Source organism: Curtobacterium sp. 9128 (genome assembly GCF_007673775.1).
Classification (GTDB): domain Bacteria; phylum Actinomycetota; class Actinomycetes; order Actinomycetales; family Microbacteriaceae; genus Curtobacterium.
Genome location: NZ_VEAF01000006.1, coordinates 117,776 through 137,799, shown reverse-complemented (window position 1 = coordinate 137,799; position 20,024 = coordinate 117,776). Strand labels below are relative to the sequence as shown.

Genomic DNA, 20,024 nt, shown 5'->3' with positions numbered 1-20,024 from the left:
TAATTGCGTCGCGCTAGGTAACCTTCCGACAACTTCGCTCCCGAGGCGGAGAACCACGGAAAGGATGCCGCTCATGACCGCCATCCCCACTCGGCCCGCTCGCTCCGCGGGAGCAGCGCCGACGCGGCACCGCGGCCGACGCGCTGGTGCCGCCCCGGTCGTGAGCCACGTCGTCCTGGTCATCGCGTCGATCGTCGTGCTGCTGCCGCTGCTGTTCGTCGTCTTCCTGTCGTTCAAGGACATCCCCGGGATCCTCGGCACGCCGCTGTCGTGGCCGGACGTGTTCCACGTCGAGAACTACCCGGACGCCTGGAACGAGGGCGACATCGGGCGTTTCCTCGCCAACACGATCGTCGTCGCGTGCGTCACCGTCGCCGCGATCCTCGCGTTCTCGTCGCTCGCCGCGTTCGTGATCGCGCGCTACCGGTTCCGGGGCAACCAGCTGCTGTACCTGTTCTTCGTCTCCGGCCTCGCGCTGCCGATCCAGATCATCGCGCTGCCGATCTTCATCCTCATCAAGAACCTGCACCTGCTGAACACGCTGACGTCGCTCGTGATCGTCTTCGCCTCCGGTGGGATCTCCTACAGCGTGTTCATCCTCGTCAACTTCATGCGGACGATCCCCTTCGAGCTGCAGGAGGCCGCGGTGATGGACGGTGCCGGCCCGCTGCGGATCTACTGGCACATCGTGTTGCCGCTCATCCGCCCGGCGCTCGGCATCGTCGCGATCTTCCAGTTCCTGTCGGCGTGGAAGGAGTTCTTCCTCCCGCTGCTCCTCGTGCAGGACCCGTCGAGCATGACCGTGCCGGTCGGCATCCTCTCCTTCGTCGGCGAGCACTCCACGGAGTGGCAGCTCCTCCTCGCCGGGCTCGTCATCATCAGCCTGCCGACCCTCATCGGGTTCCTGCTCGTCGCGAAACAGTTCCGTCGGAACCTCGTCGGCGGCGGCGTCAAGGCCTGACCGCTTCCACAACCCGACCCCGAAAGGACGTCCGGAGCCATGCAACGAACGCACACCACCCGTCACCGTCGCGGCAGGACCCTCGCGGTCGTGGGCGCCGTGGCGGCAGCCGCCCTCGCCCTCGCCGGGTGCTCGTCCGGCGGTTCCGCCGCAGGCGCGGACAGCGGGAGCTCGAGCGGGCCGACCGTGTCCGTCTGGTCGTGGCGCTCCCAGGACAAGCCCCTGTGGGCGAGCGTCCAGAAGAACCTCCGCGCCGAGGGCACCGACGTCACGATCAAGTTCCGATCAATCTCCGCGACGTCGTACGACTCGGTGCTGAAGACCGCGATGAACGGCGGGAGCGGGCCGGACGTCTTCTACGACCGTGCCGGCAACGGAACCCAGACCTACGCGGCGGCTGGGCTCGTCAAGCCGATCGACGACGTCGCGGACACCTCGGGCATGAAGCCCGCGTCCCTCGCGGCCGCGCAGTACGAGGGCAAGACGTACGGCGTCCCCTTCGCGGTCCAGACGATGTCGATGTTCTACAACAAGAAGATCCTCAAGGACGCCGGCATCGAGCAGCCGACCACGTGGAAGCAGTTCATCGCCGCGATGAAGAAGCTGAAGGCCGCGGGAACGACGCCGATGTACACGATGGGCGTCCAGCAGTGGCTGATGTCGCTCCAGCTGCAGGCGGTCGGCGCGTCCACGGTGAGCAACGCCACCGCGCAGGCGATCACCGACAAGCAGTCCGACTACACGGACCCGGAGTTCGTGCAGTCGCTCGCCGCGTTCCAGGACCTCGCGCCGTACCTGCAGGACAACTGGCAGGCGACCGGCTCGGCCGGCAACGAGCAGGAGACGGCGTTCGCCCTCGGCAAGGCCGCTTTCATCATCGACGGCATCTTCGACACGGCGACGATCGACCAGGTGAACCCGGACCTCGACTACGGGCAGATGCTCGTCCCGTCGCCGAACGGCCAGAAGCCGAAGATCACCTGGTACGTCGACGGCAACATCTCGATGAACGCGAAGATCGGCGATCCGGCCGTCGAGAAGGCGTCCGAGAAGGTCATCGCCTACACGGCGACGAAGAAGTTCGGCAACGCCTTCTCCGACGTCGCGGGCGAGATCTCCCCGATCGCGGGCGTGACGATCCCGAAGAAGTACCCGCTCAGCCGTCAGGCCGCCGAGTGGTTCGACACGCAGGCAGCGAACCCGATCATCGGGATCCGCTCGCCCATGGACACGCCGGACCCCGACCCGACGTCCCTCACCAAGGAGAAGACGGTGTCGACCACATCCGGCGTGTACACCGCCGAGCAGGACGTCGTGGTGCCGCTCCTCGAGGGCAAGACCACCCCGCAGCAGGCGGCCGAGCACATCAACGGCAAGCTCGACTGGTACTTCACGGCCAAGTGACCATGGCGATCACCACCGACCCCGGGACACGGGACAGCGGCTCCGTCCCGTCTCCCGCGACCGCGCAGGAACCACCCACGCAGCGCGTCCCGCGGAAGATGCCGAGACGCCAGGTGGCGATCCTCGCCGCCTTCGTCGCCCCGGCCTTCCTGCTCTTCACGATCTTCGTGGTGTTCCCGTTGCTCGACGGCGTCCGGTACAGCTTCTACAACTGGAACGGCACCGGCCCGCTGACGAACTTCATCGGGCTCGGGAACTACGTGTTCACGCTCGTCGACCCGTCGTTCGCCCCCGAGTTCTGGCGCGCGGTCGGTCACAACCTGTACTTCTTCGCCATCTCCATGGTCCTGACGCTCGTGTTCGGCATCGGGCTCGCCTACATGATGATGATCGTCAACGAGCGGGCCTCGCAGCGCTACTCGATCATCATGATGCTGCCGTTCACGCTGCCCCCGGTGGCGATCGCGTACATCTGGACGATCTACCTCGAGCCGAACAGCGGGGTGCTGTACTCGGTGCTGCACGCGCTCCACCTCGACGCCCTGGCGCTGCCGTTCCTCGGATCGACCACGCTCGCGCTCCCGACGATCGCCGTCATCACGGCGTGGGTCGGGATGGGGTTCCCGGTGCTCGTGTTCCTCGCGTCGCTGACCGAGGTGCCGCAGGACACGATGGACGCAGCCGCGCTCGACGGTGCGGGGCGGTTCCGCATCCTCTGGTCGGTCCTCATCCCGGCGATCCGCCCGACGATCCTCCTCATCACGACGATGAACTTCATCGGCGCGTTCGGGACGTTCGACCTGATCTACATCATGCAGGGGAGCCAGGCCGGGCCGAGCGGCTCGACCGACGTCCTCGGCACGCTGTTCTACCGGACTGGTTTCGGCGGGTTCGGGACGACCGCGCAGTCGATGGGCCTCGCGACCGCGCTCGCCGTCGTCGGGTTCGTCATCGTGGTGGGCGTCTCGGCGGTCTTCCTCCGACTCCAGAAGCGCTTCGCGGACTGAAGCACCACCGGACGCCAGGCGCGTGGCGGCCCGCCACGCGCCTGGCGTCCGTCACGCCGCCACGGGCGTCCGCGCCAACCGCTCCCGCAGCCGCGCCGCCACCTCGTGCTCGTCGGCGTCCACGAGCCTGCCGTCCCGCACCACGACCCGCCCACCGACGACGACGTGCCGGGGCCGTCGCCCCGGCGACGCCCACAGCAGTCCGGCCACCGGGTCGTCGACACCGGCGTCAGCAACGCCCGACACGTCCCACACGCACAGATCCCCGGCGGTGCCGTCGCCGAGGTGCCCGAGCTCGGGCCGGCCGAGTCCGACGGCCGAGCCCGCCGTCGCCATGCCGAGCACCTGTCGCGCCGGCAGCTGCGGACCGACGAGGGCGGACACCTGCATCGCGAGCCGGGCGTCGGCGAGCAGGTGACCGGCGTCGTTGCTGCCGCCGCCGCTCGTGCCGAGCCCGACGGTGATCCCGGCCTCGGCGAGCCGGGCCACGGGCGCGACGCCCCATCCCATCGGCACGTCGCAGCCGGGTGCGTGGGTCGCGGTGACGCCGGCGGCGGCGAGCCGCAGGACCTCGTCCTCGGTGACGTCGCAGAGGTGCGCGATCGTCACGTCGGGGGCGAGCCAGCCCCATTCCTCCAGGAGGTCGAGGGGGCGGCGGCCGTACCGCTCGAGCGCGATGACCGTGTCGACCTGTTCGTTCGCCTGCGTCCGCCGACGCAGCCCGTGCCGGGCGGCCACCTCGCCGAGTGCGCGGAACGTCGCCTCGCCGTCGGAGTGCACGCCGGCCGGCCCGACCGCGACCTGGAGCCGCCCGTCCGGGTCGACCCCACCGACCGCGTCCGGGTGGAGCAGACCGGTCACGATCGCCTCCGCCGAGGCGGCGGCACGCTCCGGGTCGTCCCGCGCGGAACCGCGGACGAACGCCAGACGTCCGCCGAGGGCGCGGACGGCGTCCGCGGTCGCGGCCGCCAGGGCGACCGTGTCGTCGGCGGAGGCGGTGGTCGGCCAGTTCAGGTGGTGGTCGGCGATCGTGGTGACACCGGACAGGAGGCCCTCCGCGGCGCCGACGGTCGCCGCCAGTCCGTAGAGCTCCGGGTCGTGGCCGGCGCGGCCGTACGCGTCGGCCATCGTCGGCAGCCAGGCGGCCATCGGCACGCCGCGCGTGCCGGGGAGCGTCCGGAACGCGGTCTGCAGGAGGTGGTGGTGGGCGTTGACGAGACCGGGGGTGACGACGCAGCCGGAGGCGTCGAGGGTCGTCGCGTCGGGAACGCCGTCGTCGAGGACGACGTCGCCGTCCCGCTCGGTACCGGGGGCGACGAGGACGCGCAGGGCGCCGGTGACGGTGAGCATGCGTTGGTTCTAGCAGCAGCGCGTTTCGGCGATGTGTCCGCGACTAGAGGTCGAGGACGAGCCGCGGGCAGCCCCGGGCAGCGCGGGACACGCAGATCATCATGCTGTGGTCGGCCGCCTGCTCGGCGGCGCTCAACACGGCGTCGCGGTGGTCGACCGACCCCGCGATGACGGGTGTCTCGCACGTGCCGCAGGTGCCCTCGCGGCAGGACGACAGCACGAACACCCCGGCGTCCTCGGCGACCTCGAGCAGCGTCCGGTCCGCCGGGACGGTCAGCGTGATCCCGGAGACCGCCAGCTCGGCCTCGAACGCCTCACCGGGAGCGGACGCCGTGTCCGACGCCGCGAACCGCTCGACACGGACGCTGCCCTCGGGCCAGTGGGACGCGGCCGCCTCGACCGCGTCCATCAGCCGCTTCGGCCCGCAGCAGTACACGACCGCGTCGCGCGGGTCGGCGAGCAGGGCCGCGACGTCGAGCCGCGTCCCCTCGTCGGCGACGGCGAGCGACACCCGGTCCGGGTGGACCCCGACGAGGTCCTCGGCGAAGGCCATGGCGTCCCGCCGTCGTCCGGCGTAGTGCAGCTCCCACGGGGTCCCGCGGACCTCGGCCTCGGCGATCATCGCGGCGATCGGGGTGATGCCGATGCCGCCGGCGACGAACACCGCGGGCCGGTCGGGGTCGAACGCGAAGTGGTTCCGCGGCCCGCTCACGGTGACGGTCGCGCCGACCTCGAGCGAGTCGTGCACGGCGACCGATCCGCCACGGCCACCGTGCTCGCGGAGGACCGCCACGCGCCAGTGTCCGTCGTCCGTGGTGGCCACGAGCGAGTACTGCCGCTCGACACCGGGGGCCACCTCGACGTCCAGGTGCGCGCCGGGCTCCCACGTGGGGAGCGGATCCGGCCCGACGGGGGCGAGGTCGAGCGCGACGACGTCCACCGCGACGGGACGGCGTGCGGCGATGCGGAGGGGGAACCGCGTCCCGGTGGTGTTCACGCGGAGGCCTCCCGTCCGAGCGGGCTCTGCTTGACGACGACGAGCTGGAAGCGCTCGCCGTCGGCGCTGCACCACCGGTGGGGTGTCCCGCCGCGGTAGTACGCCGAGTCGCCAGGCGCGAGCTGCTGGACCCCCGTGCCGCCGAGGTCGAGGAGCAGGGAGCCGGAGAGCACGTAGAGGAACTCGTCCTCGAGGTGTTCGTAGTACTCGCCCGGTTCGGTGTTCGTGCCGGTGAACTCGAGCGGCTCGAACGCGTGCGGTCCGCCGTGCACGAGCAGGCGCGCCTCACCGAGCGAGAACGGTCCGCGGGCGCCCTCGGCGGCGCGGAGGACGTCCGGGCTGCGGTCGTCCGGCTCACGGTGCTGCGGGTCCCCGGCGGCGAGCAGTTCGACCTGGCTCGTCCCGAGGGCGAGCGCGATCTTCTCGAGCGACACCATGCTGGCGCGCGAGTGGCCGCGTTCGAGCTGGCTGAGGAACGGGTGCGACAGGCCGGTCCGTTCGGCGAGCTGCACGAGCGTCTGACCGCGTGAGCGACGGAGCGCCCGGATGTGCTCGCCGGTGCGGCGGGCCTGCTCGTCGACGACGCGGGTGGGCGCCGAGCCGGACTCGATGAGGTCGGTGCGCACTGGTCCTCCGTCGGGCGGTCGCGGGGCGGGTTTCACCGGAACGTGGTCGTCACACATGGCAACGGCCTGGAAATACGCGGGAAACGTGGTCCTCATAGCATCAGGAATGTTGATGCGATCAACATTCTGACACACGATCGAGAGGGCGTCCGATGGAGCCACAGCTGCCCAGGCCGCTCGCCCTGCTGCGCGGTGCACGCCTGCCGGACGGGCGCTGCGTCGACGTCGCGATCGCGGGGGAGACCGTCACCGCCGTCGCCGCCGCGGGGTCGATGACCGCCGAGCCGGAGGCCACGCTCGACCTCGACGGACGCCTGCTGCTGACCGCGCCGGCCGAACCGCACGCCCACCTGGACAAGGCGCTGAGCTCCGACCGGATCCAGCCGCCGCTCGGCGACCTCGGCTCCGCGATCGCCGCGTGGGTGGACCACGCCGAGGACATGACCGTCGCGGAGATCGCCGACCGTGCCCGCACCCAGGCGCTCACGATGCTCGCCGCCGGCACGACCGCGATCCGCACGCACGTCGACGTGTTGAGCGCCCGTGGCACGGCCTCGGTGCAGGAGGCCACCCGCGGGGCGCGGGCACTCGTGCAGGTCCGGCGGGAGCTCGCCGGGCTCGTCGACCTGGAGCTCGTGGCGCTCGCCGGGCACCACGCCCCCGACGAGCATGTCGAGGCCGTCCTCGACCTCGGCGTCGACCTGGTGGGGGGCGCTCCGCACCTCGCGGACGACCCGGAGGCGGACCTCGTTCGGCTCCTCGCGATCGCCGAGCGTCGCGGCCTCGGCGTCGACATGCACGCCGACGAGAGCCTCGACGGCCCGGTGACGCTCGACCGCTACGCGCAGATCGTCCGCGACTGGCCCCGCGACCGCCAGTACTCCGCCGGGCACTGCGTCCGCCTCGGCACGATGGAGCCGGACCGGCTCGCCGAGGTCGTCGCCGACGTGCGTGCCGCCGACATCGGGGTCGTCACGCTCCCGATCACGAACCTGTACCTGCAGGGGTGGCAGCACCCGGTGTCGACGCCCCGCGGCCTGACCGCCCTGCGCGCACTGCTCGACGCCGGCGTCCGCGTCGCCGCCGGCGCCGACAACGTCCGCGACCCGTTCAACCCGGTCGGCCGGTCGGACGCCTTCGAGACCGCCTCGCTCCTGGTGACCGCCGGACACCTGACGCCGGACGAGGCCTACGCGCTCGTCAGCGACGGCGCCCGCAGCGTGATGGGCCTGCCGGTCGCCGGCGTCACCCCTGGCGCCCGAGCGGACCTGCTCGCGGTGGACGCCACGAACGTCGTCGACGCCGTCGCGAACGCCCCGGCCGACCGGGTCGTCATCGCGCACGGGCGGCTCGTCGCCGTCACCGAGGTCCGGCGCACCGTCGCCGCCCCCGCCGCCACCGCACTCGTCCCCTGACCCGCCAGCTCCCCCCACGAAACGAGGTAGCCGTGACCACCACCGCACCAGCGCCCGTCACGACGACGGACACCCTGCTCGACTTCGGCAACGTCGAGATGACCTTCCCGAACGGCACCGTCGCCCTGCAGGGGGTGGACCTGACCGTGGACCGCGGCGAGTTCGTCTCCGTCGTCGGGCCCTCCGGCTGCGGCAAGTCGACCCTGCTGCGCATCGCGTCCGGCCTCGAGACCGCGTCGGACGGCACCGCGCAGGTGAACGCCGACCGGATCGGCTACGTCTTCCAGGACGCCACCCTGCTCCCGTGGCGCTCGGTGCAGGGCAACGTCGAGCTGCTCGCCGAACTGCAGCACGCGCCCAAGAGCGAGCGGGCCGAGCGGGCACGGCGGGCGATCGACCTCGTCGGCCTCAACGGCTTCGAGACGAACCTGCCGAAGCAGCTCTCCGGCGGCATGCGGATGCGTGTCTCGCTGGCGCGGTCGCTCACCCTCGACCCGCAGCTGTTCCTGTTCGACGAGCCCTTCGGCGCGCTCGACGAGATCACCCGCGAGCGGCTCAACGACGAACTCCTGCGGCTGTTCGTCGCGCAGCGCTTCGCCGGGCTGTTCATCACCCACTCGGTCTCCGAGGCCGTCTACCTGTCCACCAAGGTCATCGTGATGTCCGGCCGACCGGGGAGCATCGTCGGACGCTTCGACGTGCCGTTCCCGATGCCCCGCGACCCCGACATCCGGTTCACCCCGGAGTTCGCCGAACTCGTCGGCGAGGTCTCCCACGCACTCCGAGAGGGGCACCGCTGATGACGACCCTGCAGCAGGCCACCGACGCCAGGGCGGCCCGACTCGCCACCCGCCGCTCCCGACCCCGCCGCGCCGTCACCTGGTGGCAGCCGGTCGTGGTCTTCGCCGTGCTGGTCGGCATCTGGTACGCGGCCGCCGCCTACTACGACCACGTGCGGAACCTGGCGTTCCTGGTGCCGTACCCGCACCTCGTGCTCGCGGCCATCGTGCACGACACCGGCATGAACGGCGCCCCGACGACGTTCGACAGCGACCTGTGGACGGCGCTCGGCCGCACCTCGGTCGTGTCGCTCACCGGCCTGGCGTTCGCGATCGTGATCGGTGTCGTCTGGGCGATGCTCATGGCGCAGGCGAAGTGGCTGGAGAACTCGCTCTACCCGTACGCCGTCGTGCTGCAGTGTGTGCCGATCCTGGCCCTCGTGCCGCTCATCGGCGCCCTGTTCGGCTACGAGTTCACCAGCCGCGTCATCGTCACCGTGATGATCGCCCTGTTCCCGATGGTCTCGAACACCCTGTTCGGCCTGCAGTCCGCCGACCGTGCCCAGCGCGAGCTCTTCCGGCTGCAGCGCGCGGGCCGCGGTGCGCAGCTGCTGAAGCTGCAGGTCCCGGCGGCCCTGCCGTCGATCTTCGTCGGCCTGCGGACCTCCGCTGGCCTGTCGGTCATCGGCGCGATCGTCGGCGACCAGTTCTTCCAGCGCGGCAACCCCGGCCTCGGCGTCCTGATCCAGGTCACGGCGTCCCGCCTGATGGGGCCGGAGCTCTACGCGACCATCATCATCGCCTCGCTCTACGGCGTCGCCGTGTTCCTGGTGTTCGGCCTCATCGGCCGACTCGCCGTGGGGCGCTGGCACGACTTCGGCTGACCCTCGCCGACGCGGCCCACCCGGGCCGACCCGAACGCGCGACCCATCCGGGTCGTGTGCACACAGCACCCCCATCCCACCACCCCCCCCAGCACCACGTGACCAGCACCACGAACGGAGCATCCATGCGCATCTCGACCCGCATCGGCGTCGCCACCGCCGCCCTCAGCGTCACCGCGATCGCCCTCGCCGGCTGCGCCAGCGGATCCGGGGCGTCGACGACCGCGAGCACGTCGACCGCCAGCACCGCCACCGGCCCGGCTGTCGACCTCAAGGGCGTCTGCCCGGCGACCGTCGTCGTCCAGACCGACTGGAACCCCGAGGCCGACCACGGGCACCTGTACCAGATGCTCGGCCCGAACCCGAAGATCGACGCGAGCGGCAAGTCCGTCACCAGCGACCTGTACGCGAACGGCAAGCCGACCGGGGTGCAGCTCGAGGTCCGTGCCGGTGGTCCGGCGATCGGCTACTCGACTGTCAGCTCGCAGATGTACCAGGACAAGGACATCACCCTCGGCTACGTCTCCACCGACGAGGCCGTGCAGTTCTCCGGCAACCTGCCGACCACCGCGGTCTTCGCCGAGAACGACCAGTCGCCGATGGTGCTCATGTGGGACCCGTCGAAGTACGAGGGCGTCGACTCGATCAAGTCGCTCGGCAAGGCGCTGCAGAAGAACGACGGCGTCGTGCGCTACTTCAGCGGCGCCGCGTACATGACCTACCTGGAGCAGTCCGGCAACCTGCCGAAGAGCGTGCTCGACGGCAGCTACGACGGCACCCCGTCGAAGTTCGTCTCGGCGGGCGGCAAGGACGCCCAGCAGGGCTTCGCCACCGCCGAGCCGTACATCTACCAGAACGAGGTCGCCGCCTGGGGCAAGAAGGTCGACTACTCGCTCATCTCCAGCACCGGGTGGAACCCGTACCCGGAGACCATGTCGATCCGCAGCGGCGACATGGAGAAGCTCAGCCCGTGCCTGCAGAAGCTCGTGCCGGTGATGCAGCAGGCCGACGTCGACTACTTCACGGACCCGACGCCGACGAACGACCTGATCGACGACCTGGTCCAGCAGTACAACAACGGCTGGACCTACGACGCGAAGGTCGGTGCCTTCGCCGTCAAGCAGATGAAGAAGCTCAAGGTCGCGACCGACGGTGACAACGCCTACGTCGGCGACATGGACGGCAGCCGGATGAACGACTTCATCGCGAAGGCGAAGCCGATCTTCGACGCGTCCGGCGGGCACGTGAAGGCCGACCTCACGGCCGACGACCTGTACACGAACAAGTTCCTCGACGACAAGATCGGCTTCGGCTTCTAGCCGGCCGCCGGGACCGGCGGGCGCCGTCCGCCGGTCCCACGCACCCGTCTGGAGGCTCGGTGCCGGACCGTCACCGAGCCTCCCGTCCGACGACCCACCAGGAGCCCCCCATGCCCGTCACCCCGGAAACCCTCGAGACCCTGCGGGTCGCGCTCGTCGACCTGCTCGGCGACCGCGGCGTCAGCGCCGACCAGCGGACGCGCGAACGCGCGTCCGTGGACGAGGCGACGATGAGCCCGATCCTCACCGAACAGCTCCCCCTCGGCCTCGCCGACCTGGTCGCCTGGCCGGCGACCGCGGACGAGATCGCGGCCGTGCTCCAGCTCGCCGCCCGCCACGGTGTCCCCGTCACCACCCGGGGCAAGGGCACCGGCAACTACGGCCAGGGCATCCCGCTGCACGGCGGCGTGGTGCTCGACACCTCTCGGGCCCGCGCCGTCGTCGAGGTCGGCGACGGGTGGGTCACCGCCGAGGCCGGCGCCTCCATGGTCTCGCTCGAGCAGGCCGCGGCGGCCGCCGGGCAGCAGCTCTGGATGTACCCGTCGACCGCGCAGTCGACGATCGGCGGTTTCCTCTCCGGTGGCTCCGGCGGCACCGGGTCGATCTCGCACGGATCGAACTGGGAGGGCTTCGTCACCGCGCTCGACATCGCGCTGCCCGGCGAGGACGGGCTGCTGCACGTCGAGGGCGAGGAGGCGCAGACGTTCGTGCACACCTACGGCACCGCCGGGGTCATCGCACGCGCCACCGTGCGGCTCGAGCCCCTGCAGGACTGGCGGGCCGTGTACGCGACCTTCCCCACGTTCGAGCACGCGCTCACCGCCGTCCGCACCCTGCGGCAGACGACCCCGGCGCCGCGGCTCGTGAGCGCGGACCGTGCCGAGATCGCCGCGACGCTGCCGAAGGACCCCGCCATCGCCGCCGACCGCGCGAGTCTGCGCGGGATCATCGACGCCGTCGTGCTCGAGGAGTCGCAGGAGCTCATCGAGGCAGCGGGCGGCACCGTCGAGGACGTCCGCGAGGGCCTCCAGCAGACGACCAAGGTCTCGATGCTGTCGTACAACCACCCGATCTGGTGGCTCAAGCGGAACTCGCCGGACACCGTCTGGTTCCACGTCGAGGTCGGCGGCGAGGCGCTCATCGACCGGATCGCCGAGGTCGAGGCCGTCTACCCGGGCGCCATGCTCCACATCGAGGCGGCGCACGTCGGCCCGATCGGCATGCTCACCGCGCCGTACACCGGCGCCGAGGACGTCTACGCCGGCTACCCGGCACTCCGCGAGCTCGGGGTCCGCGTGCACAGCCCCCACCAGTACTACGTCGACCACGGCGTCGAGGAGCTCGTGGCCCTGAAGCAGCGCACCGACCCCGAAGGGCTGCTCAACCCGGGGCACGTCATCGACCCGGCACTCGTGGAGTCCGGCGGGTCCACGGCGTCGGCGCAGCCGAGCATCCCGGGGTTCGGCAAGTGACCGGCACGCGGAAGCTCGCCGAGCTGTCCGGCCCCGCAGTCACCGCGCGGTTCACCACCGACACGATCGTCGTGCAGCCCACCGGCGCCGTCGAGCACCACGGGCCGCACCTGCCGCTCCTGACCGACTTCCTGCTCGCCGACCACATCGGCGGCGCCGCGGTCGAGCGTGCCGCGGCCGAGGGGCTCGACGTCTGGCAGCTCCCGACGCTCGCGTTCACGAAGTCCGACGAGCACAGCTGGGCACCGGGCACCGTGTGGCTCGACGAGGCGACGATGTTCGACACCGTCGTGCAGATCGGCCGGGCCGTCGCACTCACCGGCGCGGGCACCCTGGTGTTCGCCAACGGCCACGGCGGCAACGTCGCGCTGCTGCAGGTCGCGCTCCGCGAGATCCGGAAGCGCTTCGGCCTCCGCACGTTCCTCATGCCGACCCTGGCGCGCGTGCCGGGACCCGACGGGGAGGACGCGGACGAGCTCGGTCTCGGCATCCACGGCGGTGCGGCGGAGACGTCGATGATCCTGCACCTCCGCCCGGACCTCGTCGACATGACGAAGGCGAAGCGGTGGGTCCCGGACCACCTCGCCGAGTTCGAGCGCATCCGGTTCAACGGCGGTCCGGTGTCCTTCGGCTGGCTGTCGAACGACTTCGGGACACCGGGGGTGATCGGCGACGCGAGCCGGGCGACCGCGACGTACGGCGAGGCGCTGTGGGACGTCTCCCTCGACGAGGCGGTCGCGTCCCTGCACGAGATCGCCCGGTTCGACCCCGCACACCGGCGGTGACGACGGTGCTGCCGGGCTCCGGTCGTGCAGCGGCGAACGACGGCGGTGCAGCGCCGTCCGAGGGTCGTGCAGCGCCGTCCGACCCCCTGGCGCTCGCCGCGTCCTGGCTCCCCGACACCGGCGCGCCGGTCACGATGACGCTCTCGACCATCGGCCTGGACGGCTGGCCCTCGGCCAGGACGGTCCTGCTGTCGCGGTTCGACGGGGAGCGCCTGCACTTCCACACCGACGCCAGGAGCAGGAAGGCCGCCGAGGTCGCCGCGCTCCCGCGTGCCACGGTCACCATCACCTGGCCGGAGGCGGCACGACAGCTCGTCGTGACCGGTGACGTCGCGCGCGTCACCGACCAGGAGGCGCGGGACGCCTACGCGGCGCGCACGCGCTACCTGCAGGTGCTCGCCTGGGTGAACGACCACCCGCTCGCGGCGGCCGACGAGGACTCGCGGCGGGCAGCATGGGCGGCGTTCGCGGCGGAGCACCCCGAGCCGGTGCTCGAGCCGCCGGACACCTGGGTCGGCTTCGCGATCACCCCGCGGCGGATGCTGTTCTGGCGCGGGGCGTCCGACGCGCCGAGCAACCGGGCCGTGTACGAGCGTGCGGCCGACGGGACGTGGACCACGGAGCGCTGGCCGGGCTGAGACCGCGGCCGTCCCGGGCGCTGCCGACTCGGAACGACAGCGTCGGTGTCGTACGACGACCGCAGTGTCGCCCCGGGCGCTGCCGACTCGGAACGACAGCGTCGATGTCGTACGACGACCGCAGTGTCGCCCCGGGCGCTGCCGACTCGGAACGACACCGTCGATGTCGCACGACGACCGCAGTGTCGTCCCTTGCGCATGCAACGGTTCGCGCGGCGAACCAGCGACAGTGTCGATGTCGTACGACGTCGACACTGTCGCTCCTTGCGTGGACAACCTCTCCCGAAGGCGAGCCCGTCACCACGCCGACGGTGCGGTCCTGCGCAGGTCGGCCCGCGATCTGCGAGCATCGTCTCGATGACGGTCGACCACGACTCCGCGGTGGCGACGGTCGGCCACGGCCGCACCGGCGCGCTCCTCACCCTGCAGGACGGCGCCAGCACAGCCCCCTCCTCGTCGCCCCGGCCGTTCCTGCACCCGGTCAGGACCCTCGCCGGCGTCGAGCTCACCGCGCGGCGCCCCGCCGACCACGACTGGCACCTCGGCCTGGGGTTCGCCGTGGCGGACGTCGACGGCACGAACACGTGGGGTGGCGGCACCTACGTGCACGGGCGCGGGTACGTCGACGCCGACGACCACGGACGGCAACGGCTCGACGACGTGACGACGAGCGCGGACACGATCACCGCGTCCGTGACGTGGGTCGACCGGGACGGGGACGACCAGCTCCGGGAGGTCCGGACCATGGGCGCCCGACCGACCAGCGGCGCCTGCTGGGTGCTCGACCTGCGCACGACGCTCGAGCCCGTGCAGGACCGGCCCGTCGAACTCGGCAGTCCCGGGTCGAACGGCCGGCACCGTGCCGGGTACGGCGGCTGGACCTGGCGCTTCCCGCCGTGCTCGGACGTCGCGGTGGACACCGCGGAGCACCACGGCGAGGACGCCGTGCTCGGCACCAGGGCCCCGTGGGTCCGGTGGGCAGCGGACTTCGCCGGCACCCCCGGTGCGGCGGGCCCGGCGACGCTCCTGGTCCTGCCCGGCGACGACGTCACCGCCGCCGACCCCTGGTTCGTCCGGGTCGCCGACTACCCGGGCCTCGGCAGCGCGGTCGCGTGGGACCACCGCGTCGCCGTCGAGCCGGGCGTGCCCTTCGTCCGGTCGCTGCGGGTCGCGGTCGCCGACGGACGTCGGTCCGCTGCGGACCTGCTCCGCAACCTCACCTGAACGACACGAGGACCGTCCGGAGCTGTCCGTGCCGGGACGGGAGGCTCGGTGCGCGACCGGCACCGAGCCTCCCGTCCGTCACTGGCCCGGCCGCGGTCAGGCCGTGTCCCAGCGCGCGCTCACCCGGAGCAGGACGCTGACGTCACCGGTGACCTCCCGCACCGGGGCGCCGCGCTCGAACAGGACCGCCGGTCCGGGAGCGTCGGGCGACACGGCGGTCCCGCCGACCGTCGCGGCATCGCCGTCGAGGTGCAGCCAGGTCCCCTCACGGAGGCCGAGGACCGGCACGTCGTTCTGCTCGAGGAACTCCGTCAAGCGTTGTTCGCGGGTCTCCCCGGCGTGCGTCGACGTGGGGTCGGCGTCGAGGTAGTGCGGGTTGATCTGGAACGGCACGAGCCCGAAGGTGGCGAACGAGGCCGGCTCCGCGATGGGCATGTCGTTCGTCGTCCGCATCGTCGGCGCGGCGACGACCGTGCCGGCACTCGCGCCGCCGTAGCGCAGCTCGCCCGCGACGACCGCCTGGCGGACGGCGTCGACGAGGCCGAGGCGGTGCAGGGCCGCGGTGAGCCGGAACGTGTTCCCGCCCCCGACGTACAGGCCACCAGCGGCACGGACCGCGGCAGCGGGGTCGTCCACGGTGTGCAGCCCGCGGACGCCGACGCCGATCGCCCGGAACGCCGGGGCGACGCGCTCGACGTAGCCGTCGTGGTCCGCCAGGGCCCACGGCGCGAAGAGGACCTCGCCGACGCCGGCGTAGTGGGCGGCGAGGACGTCGAGCGCGTGCCCGAGGTAGGTGCCGCCGTGGTTGGTGGAGTTCGAGAAGAGGAGTGCGCGGGTCATCGGGGTCCCTGGGTCGGGGCGGTCCCGCGTCCCCGACGCCAGTCACGGCGGGGAGCGGTCGGCGGGCGGTTGGAGAGCACGTCGCTCAGGGCGTCGGCGGTGGTGCGGAGTGCCGGCAACGCGTCGAGGAGCGCGCCGTCGTGGTCGGTGGTCTTGTCCTCGAGCAGCGAGACCGAGCCCACCGGCCGGCGTCCGGCGAAGACGGGCACCGCGACCGCGCGGGACGTGGCGTCGAACTCGCCCTCGGACGCCGCGTACCCGTTCCGCACGGTGTCGTCGAAGAGTTCGCGGAGTGCGTCCTCGTCGACCTGGGTCAGCTCGGAGTACCTCGCCGACGGACGGCCGTGCAGCAGCGCCGTGCGCTCGGACGGCACGAGGAACGCGAAGTACGCGCGCGAGGTCGCCCCGGCGTGCGCGGGGAACACGTCGCCCAGGTACGGGTGTGCTCGACGGGGCCCGTCGACACCGTCCACGGCTGCGATGCACCGCACGTAGGCGCCGTCCGGGGTGCAGAACAGCGTCGTCCGGTCGGTGTCCCGGGCGAGGTCCGCGAGGAACGGCTCCGCGAGGTTCGCCAGGCCGCCACTGCGCTCCCACATCGCCGCGGTCTTCCAGATCGCCGGTCCCAGCCGGTAGCGCCGGGTGTGCGGTTCCGCGTGCAGGAACCCCCGCGCAGCCAGGGCGGCGAGCAGTCGCTGCGCGGTCGAGCGCGTCAGCCCGAACTCGTCGGCGAGTTCCAGGACACCCCACTCCTTGCGGTACTCGTCGAAGGAGAGCAGGACCTCGAGCGCCCGGTCGACGGTCTGCAGCGGCGTCGGTGAGGGGGTCGGCACAGCGGCAGCCTAGGGCGCTCCCGCCCGAAATGTGACTGTAACTCCCAGATAGTGGGAAGTGCTTCCTGTGCCCGGTACGGGCGCGGCACAGTACCTGCCATGGCCCAGCAGACCGTCACACCCCCGACCGCAGCCCGGTCGGAGCGCCACCCGGGCGCCCTGCAGCCGCTGATGCTCGTCGTCACGATCCTCGTGAGCATCCTCGGCGCACTGATCGGCATCCACATGATCACGACCCTCGGCGTCGCGCCGAACACCAGCGTCATCGGTGCCGTGATCGCGATGCTCATCGGGCGGATCGGGTTCTTCGGACTCCGCAAGATGCGCGACGTCAACCGGCAGAACCTCGCCCAGAGTGCGATCTCCGGTTCCACCTTCGCCGCGGCGAACTCCCTGATCACGCCGATCGCCGTGCCGTTCGCGTTCGGGCGCGCCGACCTCGTCTGGCCGATGCTCCTCGGGGCGTCCCTCGGACTCGTCATCGACGCGCTCGTGCTCTACAAGGCGTTCGGGTCGAAGTTCCTGCCGGCAGACGCCGCCTGGCCGCCCGGGGTCGCCGCCGCCGAGACCATCAAGGCCGGTGACCGCGGCGGCAAGCAGGCGCTCTGGCTCGTCGGCGGCACCGCGGTCGGGATCGGTGCGTCGTTCCTGGGCCTGCCGATGTCCGCCGCGGGCATCGCGATGATCGGCAACGTCTGGGCGCTGCTGATGTTCGGCATCGGGCTGCTGGTGAACCAGTACGCCCCCGTGCTGCTGCACGTGGACCTCGCGGCGCTGTACATCCCGCACGGCGTGATGATCGGCGCCGGCCTGGTCGCCCTCGTGCAGGTCGGGATGATCCTCGCCGGCCGGGTCAGCAAGCGGGAGCGTGCCCAGGCAGAGGCCATGCGCGACGTCGTCGCCGCCGACCCGTCGCTGACGCCGACCGTGCAGCCGCGGCAGCTCCGCCGGGTCCTCGGCTCTGGGTACGTCGCGTACGTCGTCGGCGCGCTCGTCCTCGCCACGCTCGGCGGGGTCTGGGCGGACATGCCGGTCGCCGCCGTGATCGCGTGGGTGCTGTTCGCCGGTGTCGCGGCCCTGGTGCACGAGCTCATCGTCGGGCTCGCCGCCATGCACGCCGGCTGGTCACCCTCATCTTCCTGGTGGTCGGGCTGCTCCTGCAGATCCCCGCCGTCCCGCTCGCGCTCGTCGTCGGGTACTGCGCCGCGACCGGCCCCGCCTTCGCCGACATGGGCTACGACTTCAAGGCCGGGTGGATCCTCCGCCGTGACCGCCGGCCGTACACCGCGTTCGAGATGGACGGCCGACGGCAGCAGATGATCGCGAGCATGATCGGCTTCGCGGTCTCGATCGGGATGGTCGCGCTCCTCTGGCGGGGGCTCTTCGCCGACGGGGCGATCCCGCCGACCGCCGTCGTCTACGCCGACACCATCCGCGCCGGGATCAGCGACGGCCACGCGGTCGGGAACCTGCTGCTCTGGGCGATCCCCGGCGCCGTCGTGCAGGTCATCGGTGGTCCGAAGCGCCAGATGGGCGTCCTGCTCGCCACCGGGTTGCTCATCAGCACGGCCAACGCGGGATGGATGGTCCTCGGTGCCCTCGTGGTCCGCGGCATCTGGAAGAAGGTCCGGGGCGAGCAGGGCGAGCGCGAGGTGTCCCTCACGGGTGCCGGGCTCATCGCCGGCGACTCGGTGTTCTCCCTCGGGAAGATCCTGTGAGCACCGCGGCGCCCCAGACCCGCCTCGGCGTCGTCACGATCGGGCAGTCGCCGCGCACCGACCTCACCCCCGAGCTCGCGCGGTGGCTCCCAGGGGTCGAGCTGGTCGAACGCGGCGTCCTCGACGGCATGGACGACGTGGCACTCGCCGCGATGGCGCCGGCCGACGACGACCACGTCCTCACCACCCGGCTGGCGGACGGCGGCTCCGTCGAGATCGGCGAACGCCAGGTCCAGCAGCGGCTCCCCGGTGTCCTCGGCGCGCTCGAGGACGAGGTCGACGCCGTCCTCCTCGCCTGCACCGGGCCGTTCGACGCGCTCCCGCACACGAAGCCGCTGTTCGTCCCCGACGCCCTCATCGCGCTCGGGACGGCGGCACTCGCGACCGCGCTCGGCGGCGCGGAGGGCGCCCGCGTCGGCGTGGTCTGCCCGCTCCCAGCGCAGCAGGGCTTCACCGTCGCGAAGTTCGCCACGCGCCTCGGCGGCCAGCGCGTGCTGACCGCGGCGAGTTCTCCCTACACCGGGACGGACGCGACGCTCGCCGACGCCGGCCGGGTGCTGCTGGACGGTGGAGCCGAGCTCGTCGCCCTCGACTGCATCGGCTACACCGAGCACATGCGGCAGGTGGTCGCAGCCGCGACGGGCCTCCCGGTCGTGCTCGCGCGGTCGGTCGCGGCCCGCCTGGCGGCGGAGGTCCTCGACGGGGTGCGCACCCCGTCACTCGCCTCGTCGCCCGCCTGAACCACATCTCCACCGGAACCACACAAGGAGCACCATGTCCTGGACCCACACCCTCGCCGCCCACGACCTGCTCGACGACCCGAACACGTCCGGTGCCGCGGTGGCCGCGTTCCTCGCGGCCCACACCGCGCCGGGAGGCCCGTCCACCGAGGTCGAGACCGTCACCGGGACGAAGGGGTCGACCGACTTCGTCCGGATCACGATCCCAGGACGACGGGGCCGGACCGCCGGCGGCGACGCCCCGACCCTCGGGATCCTCGGTCGCCTCGGTGGCCTCGGTGCCCGCCCGGAGCAGATCGGGTTCGTCTCCGACGGCGACGGAGCGCTCACCGTCATCGCGGCCGCAGCGAAGCTGCTCGACATGGCGCGCCGCGGGGACGTCCTCGACGGCGACGTCGTGATCGCCACACACGTCGACCCCGACGCGCCGACGCAACCCCACGACCCGGTGCCGTTCATGGACTCGGCCGTGGACATGGCCGTGGCGAACGAGCTCGAGGTCCGTCCGGAGATGGACGCGATCCTCTCCGTGGACACCACCAAGGGCAACCGCGTGCTGAACCACCGTGGCTTCGCGATCACGCCGACCGTCAAGGACGGGTGGATCCTCCGCGTCTCCGAGACCCTGCTCGACGTCGCGGCCCGCACCACCGGGGTCGCGCCCGCCGTGCTGCCGATCACGACGCAGGACATCACGCCCTACGGCAACGGCGTCTTCCACGTGAACTCGATCCTGCAGCCGGCCACGGCGACGGACGTCCCCGTGGTCGGCGTCGCGATCACGACCGAGACCGCCGTGGCGGGGTCGGCGACGGGTGCGACGGACCTGCGGGTCGTCGAGAGCGCCGTCCGGTTCGTCATCGAGAGCGCGAAGGACCACGGTCGGGGCATCGTCACGTTCCACGACGAGGACGAGTTCCAGAGCCTGGTCTCCCAGTACGGCTCGATGTCGCGGCTGCGGACGCTCCCGGTCCCCGTCGCCTGAGCCCGCCAGGGGTGCCGCGCTCGCGCGGGGCACCCCGACACGGCAGG

General features: G+C 71.9%; 19 protein-coding genes and 1 pseudogene. 15 read left to right on the top strand and 5 right to left on the bottom strand.

Features of this window, described 5'->3' with window-relative positions; translation table 11 throughout:
* Nucleotides 1-73 precede the first annotated feature (73 nt).
* From FS641_RS14100 to FS641_RS14090, 3 genes are read left to right on the top strand one after another with little or no spacing between them, the layout of a single operon-like run.
* Complete coding sequence (locus FS641_RS14100) at nucleotides 74-961, top strand: carbohydrate ABC transporter permease (RefSeq protein WP_144764888.1); 888 nt, start codon at nucleotides 74-76, stop codon at nucleotides 959-961.
* A gap of 39 nt (nucleotides 962-1,000) precedes the next feature.
* Nucleotides 1,001-2,365 (top strand): ABC transporter substrate-binding protein, encoded by a 1,365-nt coding sequence (locus tag FS641_RS14095; protein WP_144764886.1) that lies wholly within the window; start codon nucleotides 1,001-1,003, stop codon nucleotides 2,363-2,365.
* Between the two features lie 2 nt (nucleotides 2,366-2,367).
* Nucleotides 2,368-3,372, top strand: a complete 1,005-nt coding sequence (locus FS641_RS14090; protein WP_222122106.1) for a carbohydrate ABC transporter permease — start codon at nucleotides 2,368-2,370, stop codon at nucleotides 3,370-3,372.
* Between the two features lie 51 nt (nucleotides 3,373-3,423).
* Here the strand turns inward: FS641_RS14090 and FS641_RS14085 are convergent, their stop codons facing one another.
* The 3 genes from FS641_RS14085 to FS641_RS14075 are packed head-to-tail and all read right to left on the bottom strand — an operon-like array spanning nucleotide 3,424 to nucleotide 6,345.
* Nucleotides 3,424-4,722 (bottom strand): amidohydrolase family protein, encoded by a 1,299-nt coding sequence (locus FS641_RS14085; RefSeq protein ID WP_144764884.1) that lies wholly within the window; start codon nucleotides 4,720-4,722, stop codon nucleotides 3,424-3,426.
* A gap of 43 nt (nucleotides 4,723-4,765) precedes the next feature.
* A complete protein-coding gene (locus FS641_RS14080) occupies nucleotides 4,766-5,719 on the bottom strand; it encodes a PDR/VanB family oxidoreductase (protein WP_144764882.1) in 954 nt (317 codons plus the stop codon).
* Nucleotides 5,716-6,345 carry a helix-turn-helix domain-containing protein gene (locus FS641_RS14075; RefSeq protein WP_222122105.1) on the bottom strand — a complete coding sequence of 210 codons (630 nt, stop codon included), beginning with the start codon at nucleotides 6,343-6,345 and terminating at the stop codon, nucleotides 5,716-5,718. Before FS641_RS14075 ends, FS641_RS14080 begins: the two co-directional genes overlap by 4 nt.
* Before the next feature lie 152 nt (nucleotides 6,346-6,497).
* Here FS641_RS14075 and FS641_RS14070 point away from each other — a divergent pair, with 152 nt between their 5' ends.
* From FS641_RS14070 to FS641_RS14035, 8 genes are all read left to right on the top strand, one after another.
* Entirely contained in the window at nucleotides 6,498-7,760 is a 1,263-nt protein-coding gene (locus FS641_RS14070) for an amidohydrolase family protein (protein ID WP_144764878.1), read from the top strand.
* 32 nt (nucleotides 7,761-7,792) lie between these two features.
* Nucleotides 7,793-8,560, top strand: coding sequence for an ABC transporter ATP-binding protein (locus tag FS641_RS14065; RefSeq protein WP_260855839.1), 768 nt, complete (start codon nucleotides 7,793-7,795; stop codon nucleotides 8,558-8,560).
* Complete coding sequence (locus tag FS641_RS14060) at nucleotides 8,560-9,423, top strand: ABC transporter permease (RefSeq protein WP_144764876.1); 864 nt, start codon at nucleotides 8,560-8,562, stop codon at nucleotides 9,421-9,423. The genes FS641_RS14065 and FS641_RS14060 overlap by 1 nt, the downstream gene beginning before the upstream one ends.
* Nucleotides 9,424-9,548: 125 nt before the next feature.
* Nucleotides 9,549-10,742 carry an ABC transporter substrate-binding protein gene (locus FS641_RS14055; RefSeq protein ID WP_144764874.1) on the top strand — a complete coding sequence of 398 codons (1,194 nt, stop codon included), beginning with the start codon at nucleotides 9,549-9,551 and terminating at the stop codon, nucleotides 10,740-10,742.
* A gap of 110 nt (nucleotides 10,743-10,852) precedes the next feature.
* Nucleotides 10,853-12,214, top strand: a complete 1,362-nt coding sequence (locus FS641_RS14050; protein WP_144764872.1) for an FAD-binding oxidoreductase — start codon at nucleotides 10,853-10,855, stop codon at nucleotides 12,212-12,214.
* On the top strand, nucleotides 12,211-12,999 hold the full coding sequence (locus tag FS641_RS14045; RefSeq protein ID WP_144764870.1) for a creatininase family protein: 789 nt from the start codon (nucleotides 12,211-12,213) through the stop codon (nucleotides 12,997-12,999). Before FS641_RS14050 ends, FS641_RS14045 begins: the two co-directional genes overlap by 4 nt.
* A complete protein-coding gene (locus tag FS641_RS14040; RefSeq protein WP_222122104.1) occupies nucleotides 12,996-13,637 on the top strand; it encodes a pyridoxal 5'-phosphate synthase in 642 nt (213 codons plus the stop codon). Before FS641_RS14045 ends, FS641_RS14040 begins: the two co-directional genes overlap by 4 nt.
* A 357-nt stretch (nucleotides 13,638-13,994) precedes the next feature.
* Nucleotides 13,995-14,861, top strand: a complete 867-nt coding sequence (locus tag FS641_RS14035) for a PmoA family protein (protein ID WP_186317771.1) — start codon at nucleotides 13,995-13,997, stop codon at nucleotides 14,859-14,861.
* Nucleotides 14,862-14,957: 96 nt separating this feature from the next.
* On the opposite strand, the gene pepE is transcribed toward FS641_RS14035, so the two are convergent.
* Both pepE and FS641_RS14025 read right to left on the bottom strand, forming a co-directional pair.
* On the bottom strand, nucleotides 14,958-15,701 hold the full coding sequence (gene pepE / locus FS641_RS14030) for a dipeptidase PepE (RefSeq protein ID WP_144764866.1): 744 nt from the start codon (nucleotides 15,699-15,701) through the stop codon (nucleotides 14,958-14,960).
* The gene (locus FS641_RS14025; protein WP_144764864.1) at nucleotides 15,698-16,534 is read right to left on the bottom strand and encodes an IclR family transcriptional regulator; all 837 of its coding nucleotides are present in this window, start codon (nucleotides 16,532-16,534) and stop codon (nucleotides 15,698-15,700) included. The genes pepE and FS641_RS14025 overlap by 4 nt, the downstream gene beginning before the upstream one ends.
* 99 nt (nucleotides 16,535-16,633) lie before the next feature.
* Between FS641_RS14025 and FS641_RS18600 the strand changes: the two are divergent.
* From FS641_RS18600 to FS641_RS14010, 4 genes and pseudogenes are all read left to right on the top strand, one after another.
* Nucleotides 16,634-17,368 (top strand): annotated as a pseudogene (locus FS641_RS18600) (hypothetical protein); the annotation flags it as partial.
* Nucleotides 17,369-17,676: 308 nt separating this feature from the next.
* On the top strand, nucleotides 17,677-18,252 hold the full coding sequence (locus FS641_RS18280; protein WP_222122103.1) for an OPT/YSL family transporter: 576 nt from the start codon (nucleotides 17,677-17,679) through the stop codon (nucleotides 18,250-18,252).
* Nucleotides 18,249-18,992: an AroM family protein gene (locus FS641_RS14015; protein ID WP_144764862.1), complete on the top strand. Its 744-nt coding sequence runs from the start codon at nucleotides 18,249-18,251 to the stop codon at nucleotides 18,990-18,992. Before FS641_RS18280 ends, FS641_RS14015 begins: the two co-directional genes overlap by 4 nt.
* A 34-nt stretch (nucleotides 18,993-19,026) precedes the next feature.
* Nucleotides 19,027-19,977 carry a DUF1177 domain-containing protein gene (locus tag FS641_RS14010; RefSeq protein WP_144764859.1) on the top strand — a complete coding sequence of 317 codons (951 nt, stop codon included), beginning with the start codon at nucleotides 19,027-19,029 and terminating at the stop codon, nucleotides 19,975-19,977.
* Nucleotides 19,978-20,024: the final 47 nt, after the last annotated feature.

What these genes read in the sequence shown, in the direction of transcription:
- FS641_RS14050 (WP_144764872.1), top strand. Translation starts at nt 10,853, where the DNA reads ATGCCCGTCACCCCGGAAACCCTCGAGACCCTGCGGGTCGCGCTCGTC.
- FS641_RS14085 (WP_144764884.1), bottom strand. Translation starts at nt 4,722, where the DNA reads ATGCTCACCGTCACCGGCGCCCTGCGCGTCCTCGTCGCCCCCGGTACC.
- FS641_RS14100 (WP_144764888.1), top strand. Translation starts at nt 74, where the DNA reads ATGACCGCCATCCCCACTCGGCCCGCTCGCTCCGCGGGAGCAGCGCCG.
- FS641_RS14070 (WP_144764878.1), top strand. Translation starts at nt 6,498, where the DNA reads ATGGAGCCACAGCTGCCCAGGCCGCTCGCCCTGCTGCGCGGTGCACGC.
- pepE (WP_144764866.1), bottom strand. Translation starts at nt 15,701, where the DNA reads ATGACCCGCGCACTCCTCTTCTCGAACTCCACCAACCACGGCGGCACC.
- FS641_RS14055 (WP_144764874.1), top strand. Translation starts at nt 9,549, where the DNA reads ATGCGCATCTCGACCCGCATCGGCGTCGCCACCGCCGCCCTCAGCGTC.
- FS641_RS14010 (WP_144764859.1), top strand. Translation starts at nt 19,027, where the DNA reads ATGTCCTGGACCCACACCCTCGCCGCCCACGACCTGCTCGACGACCCG.
- FS641_RS14060 (WP_144764876.1), top strand. Translation starts at nt 8,560, where the DNA reads ATGACGACCCTGCAGCAGGCCACCGACGCCAGGGCGGCCCGACTCGCC.
- FS641_RS14035 (WP_186317771.1), top strand. Translation starts at nt 13,995, where the DNA reads ATGACGGTCGACCACGACTCCGCGGTGGCGACGGTCGGCCACGGCCGC.
- FS641_RS14090 (WP_222122106.1), top strand. Translation starts at nt 2,368, where the DNA reads ATGGCGATCACCACCGACCCCGGGACACGGGACAGCGGCTCCGTCCCG.
- FS641_RS14095 (WP_144764886.1), top strand. Translation starts at nt 1,001, where the DNA reads ATGCAACGAACGCACACCACCCGTCACCGTCGCGGCAGGACCCTCGCG.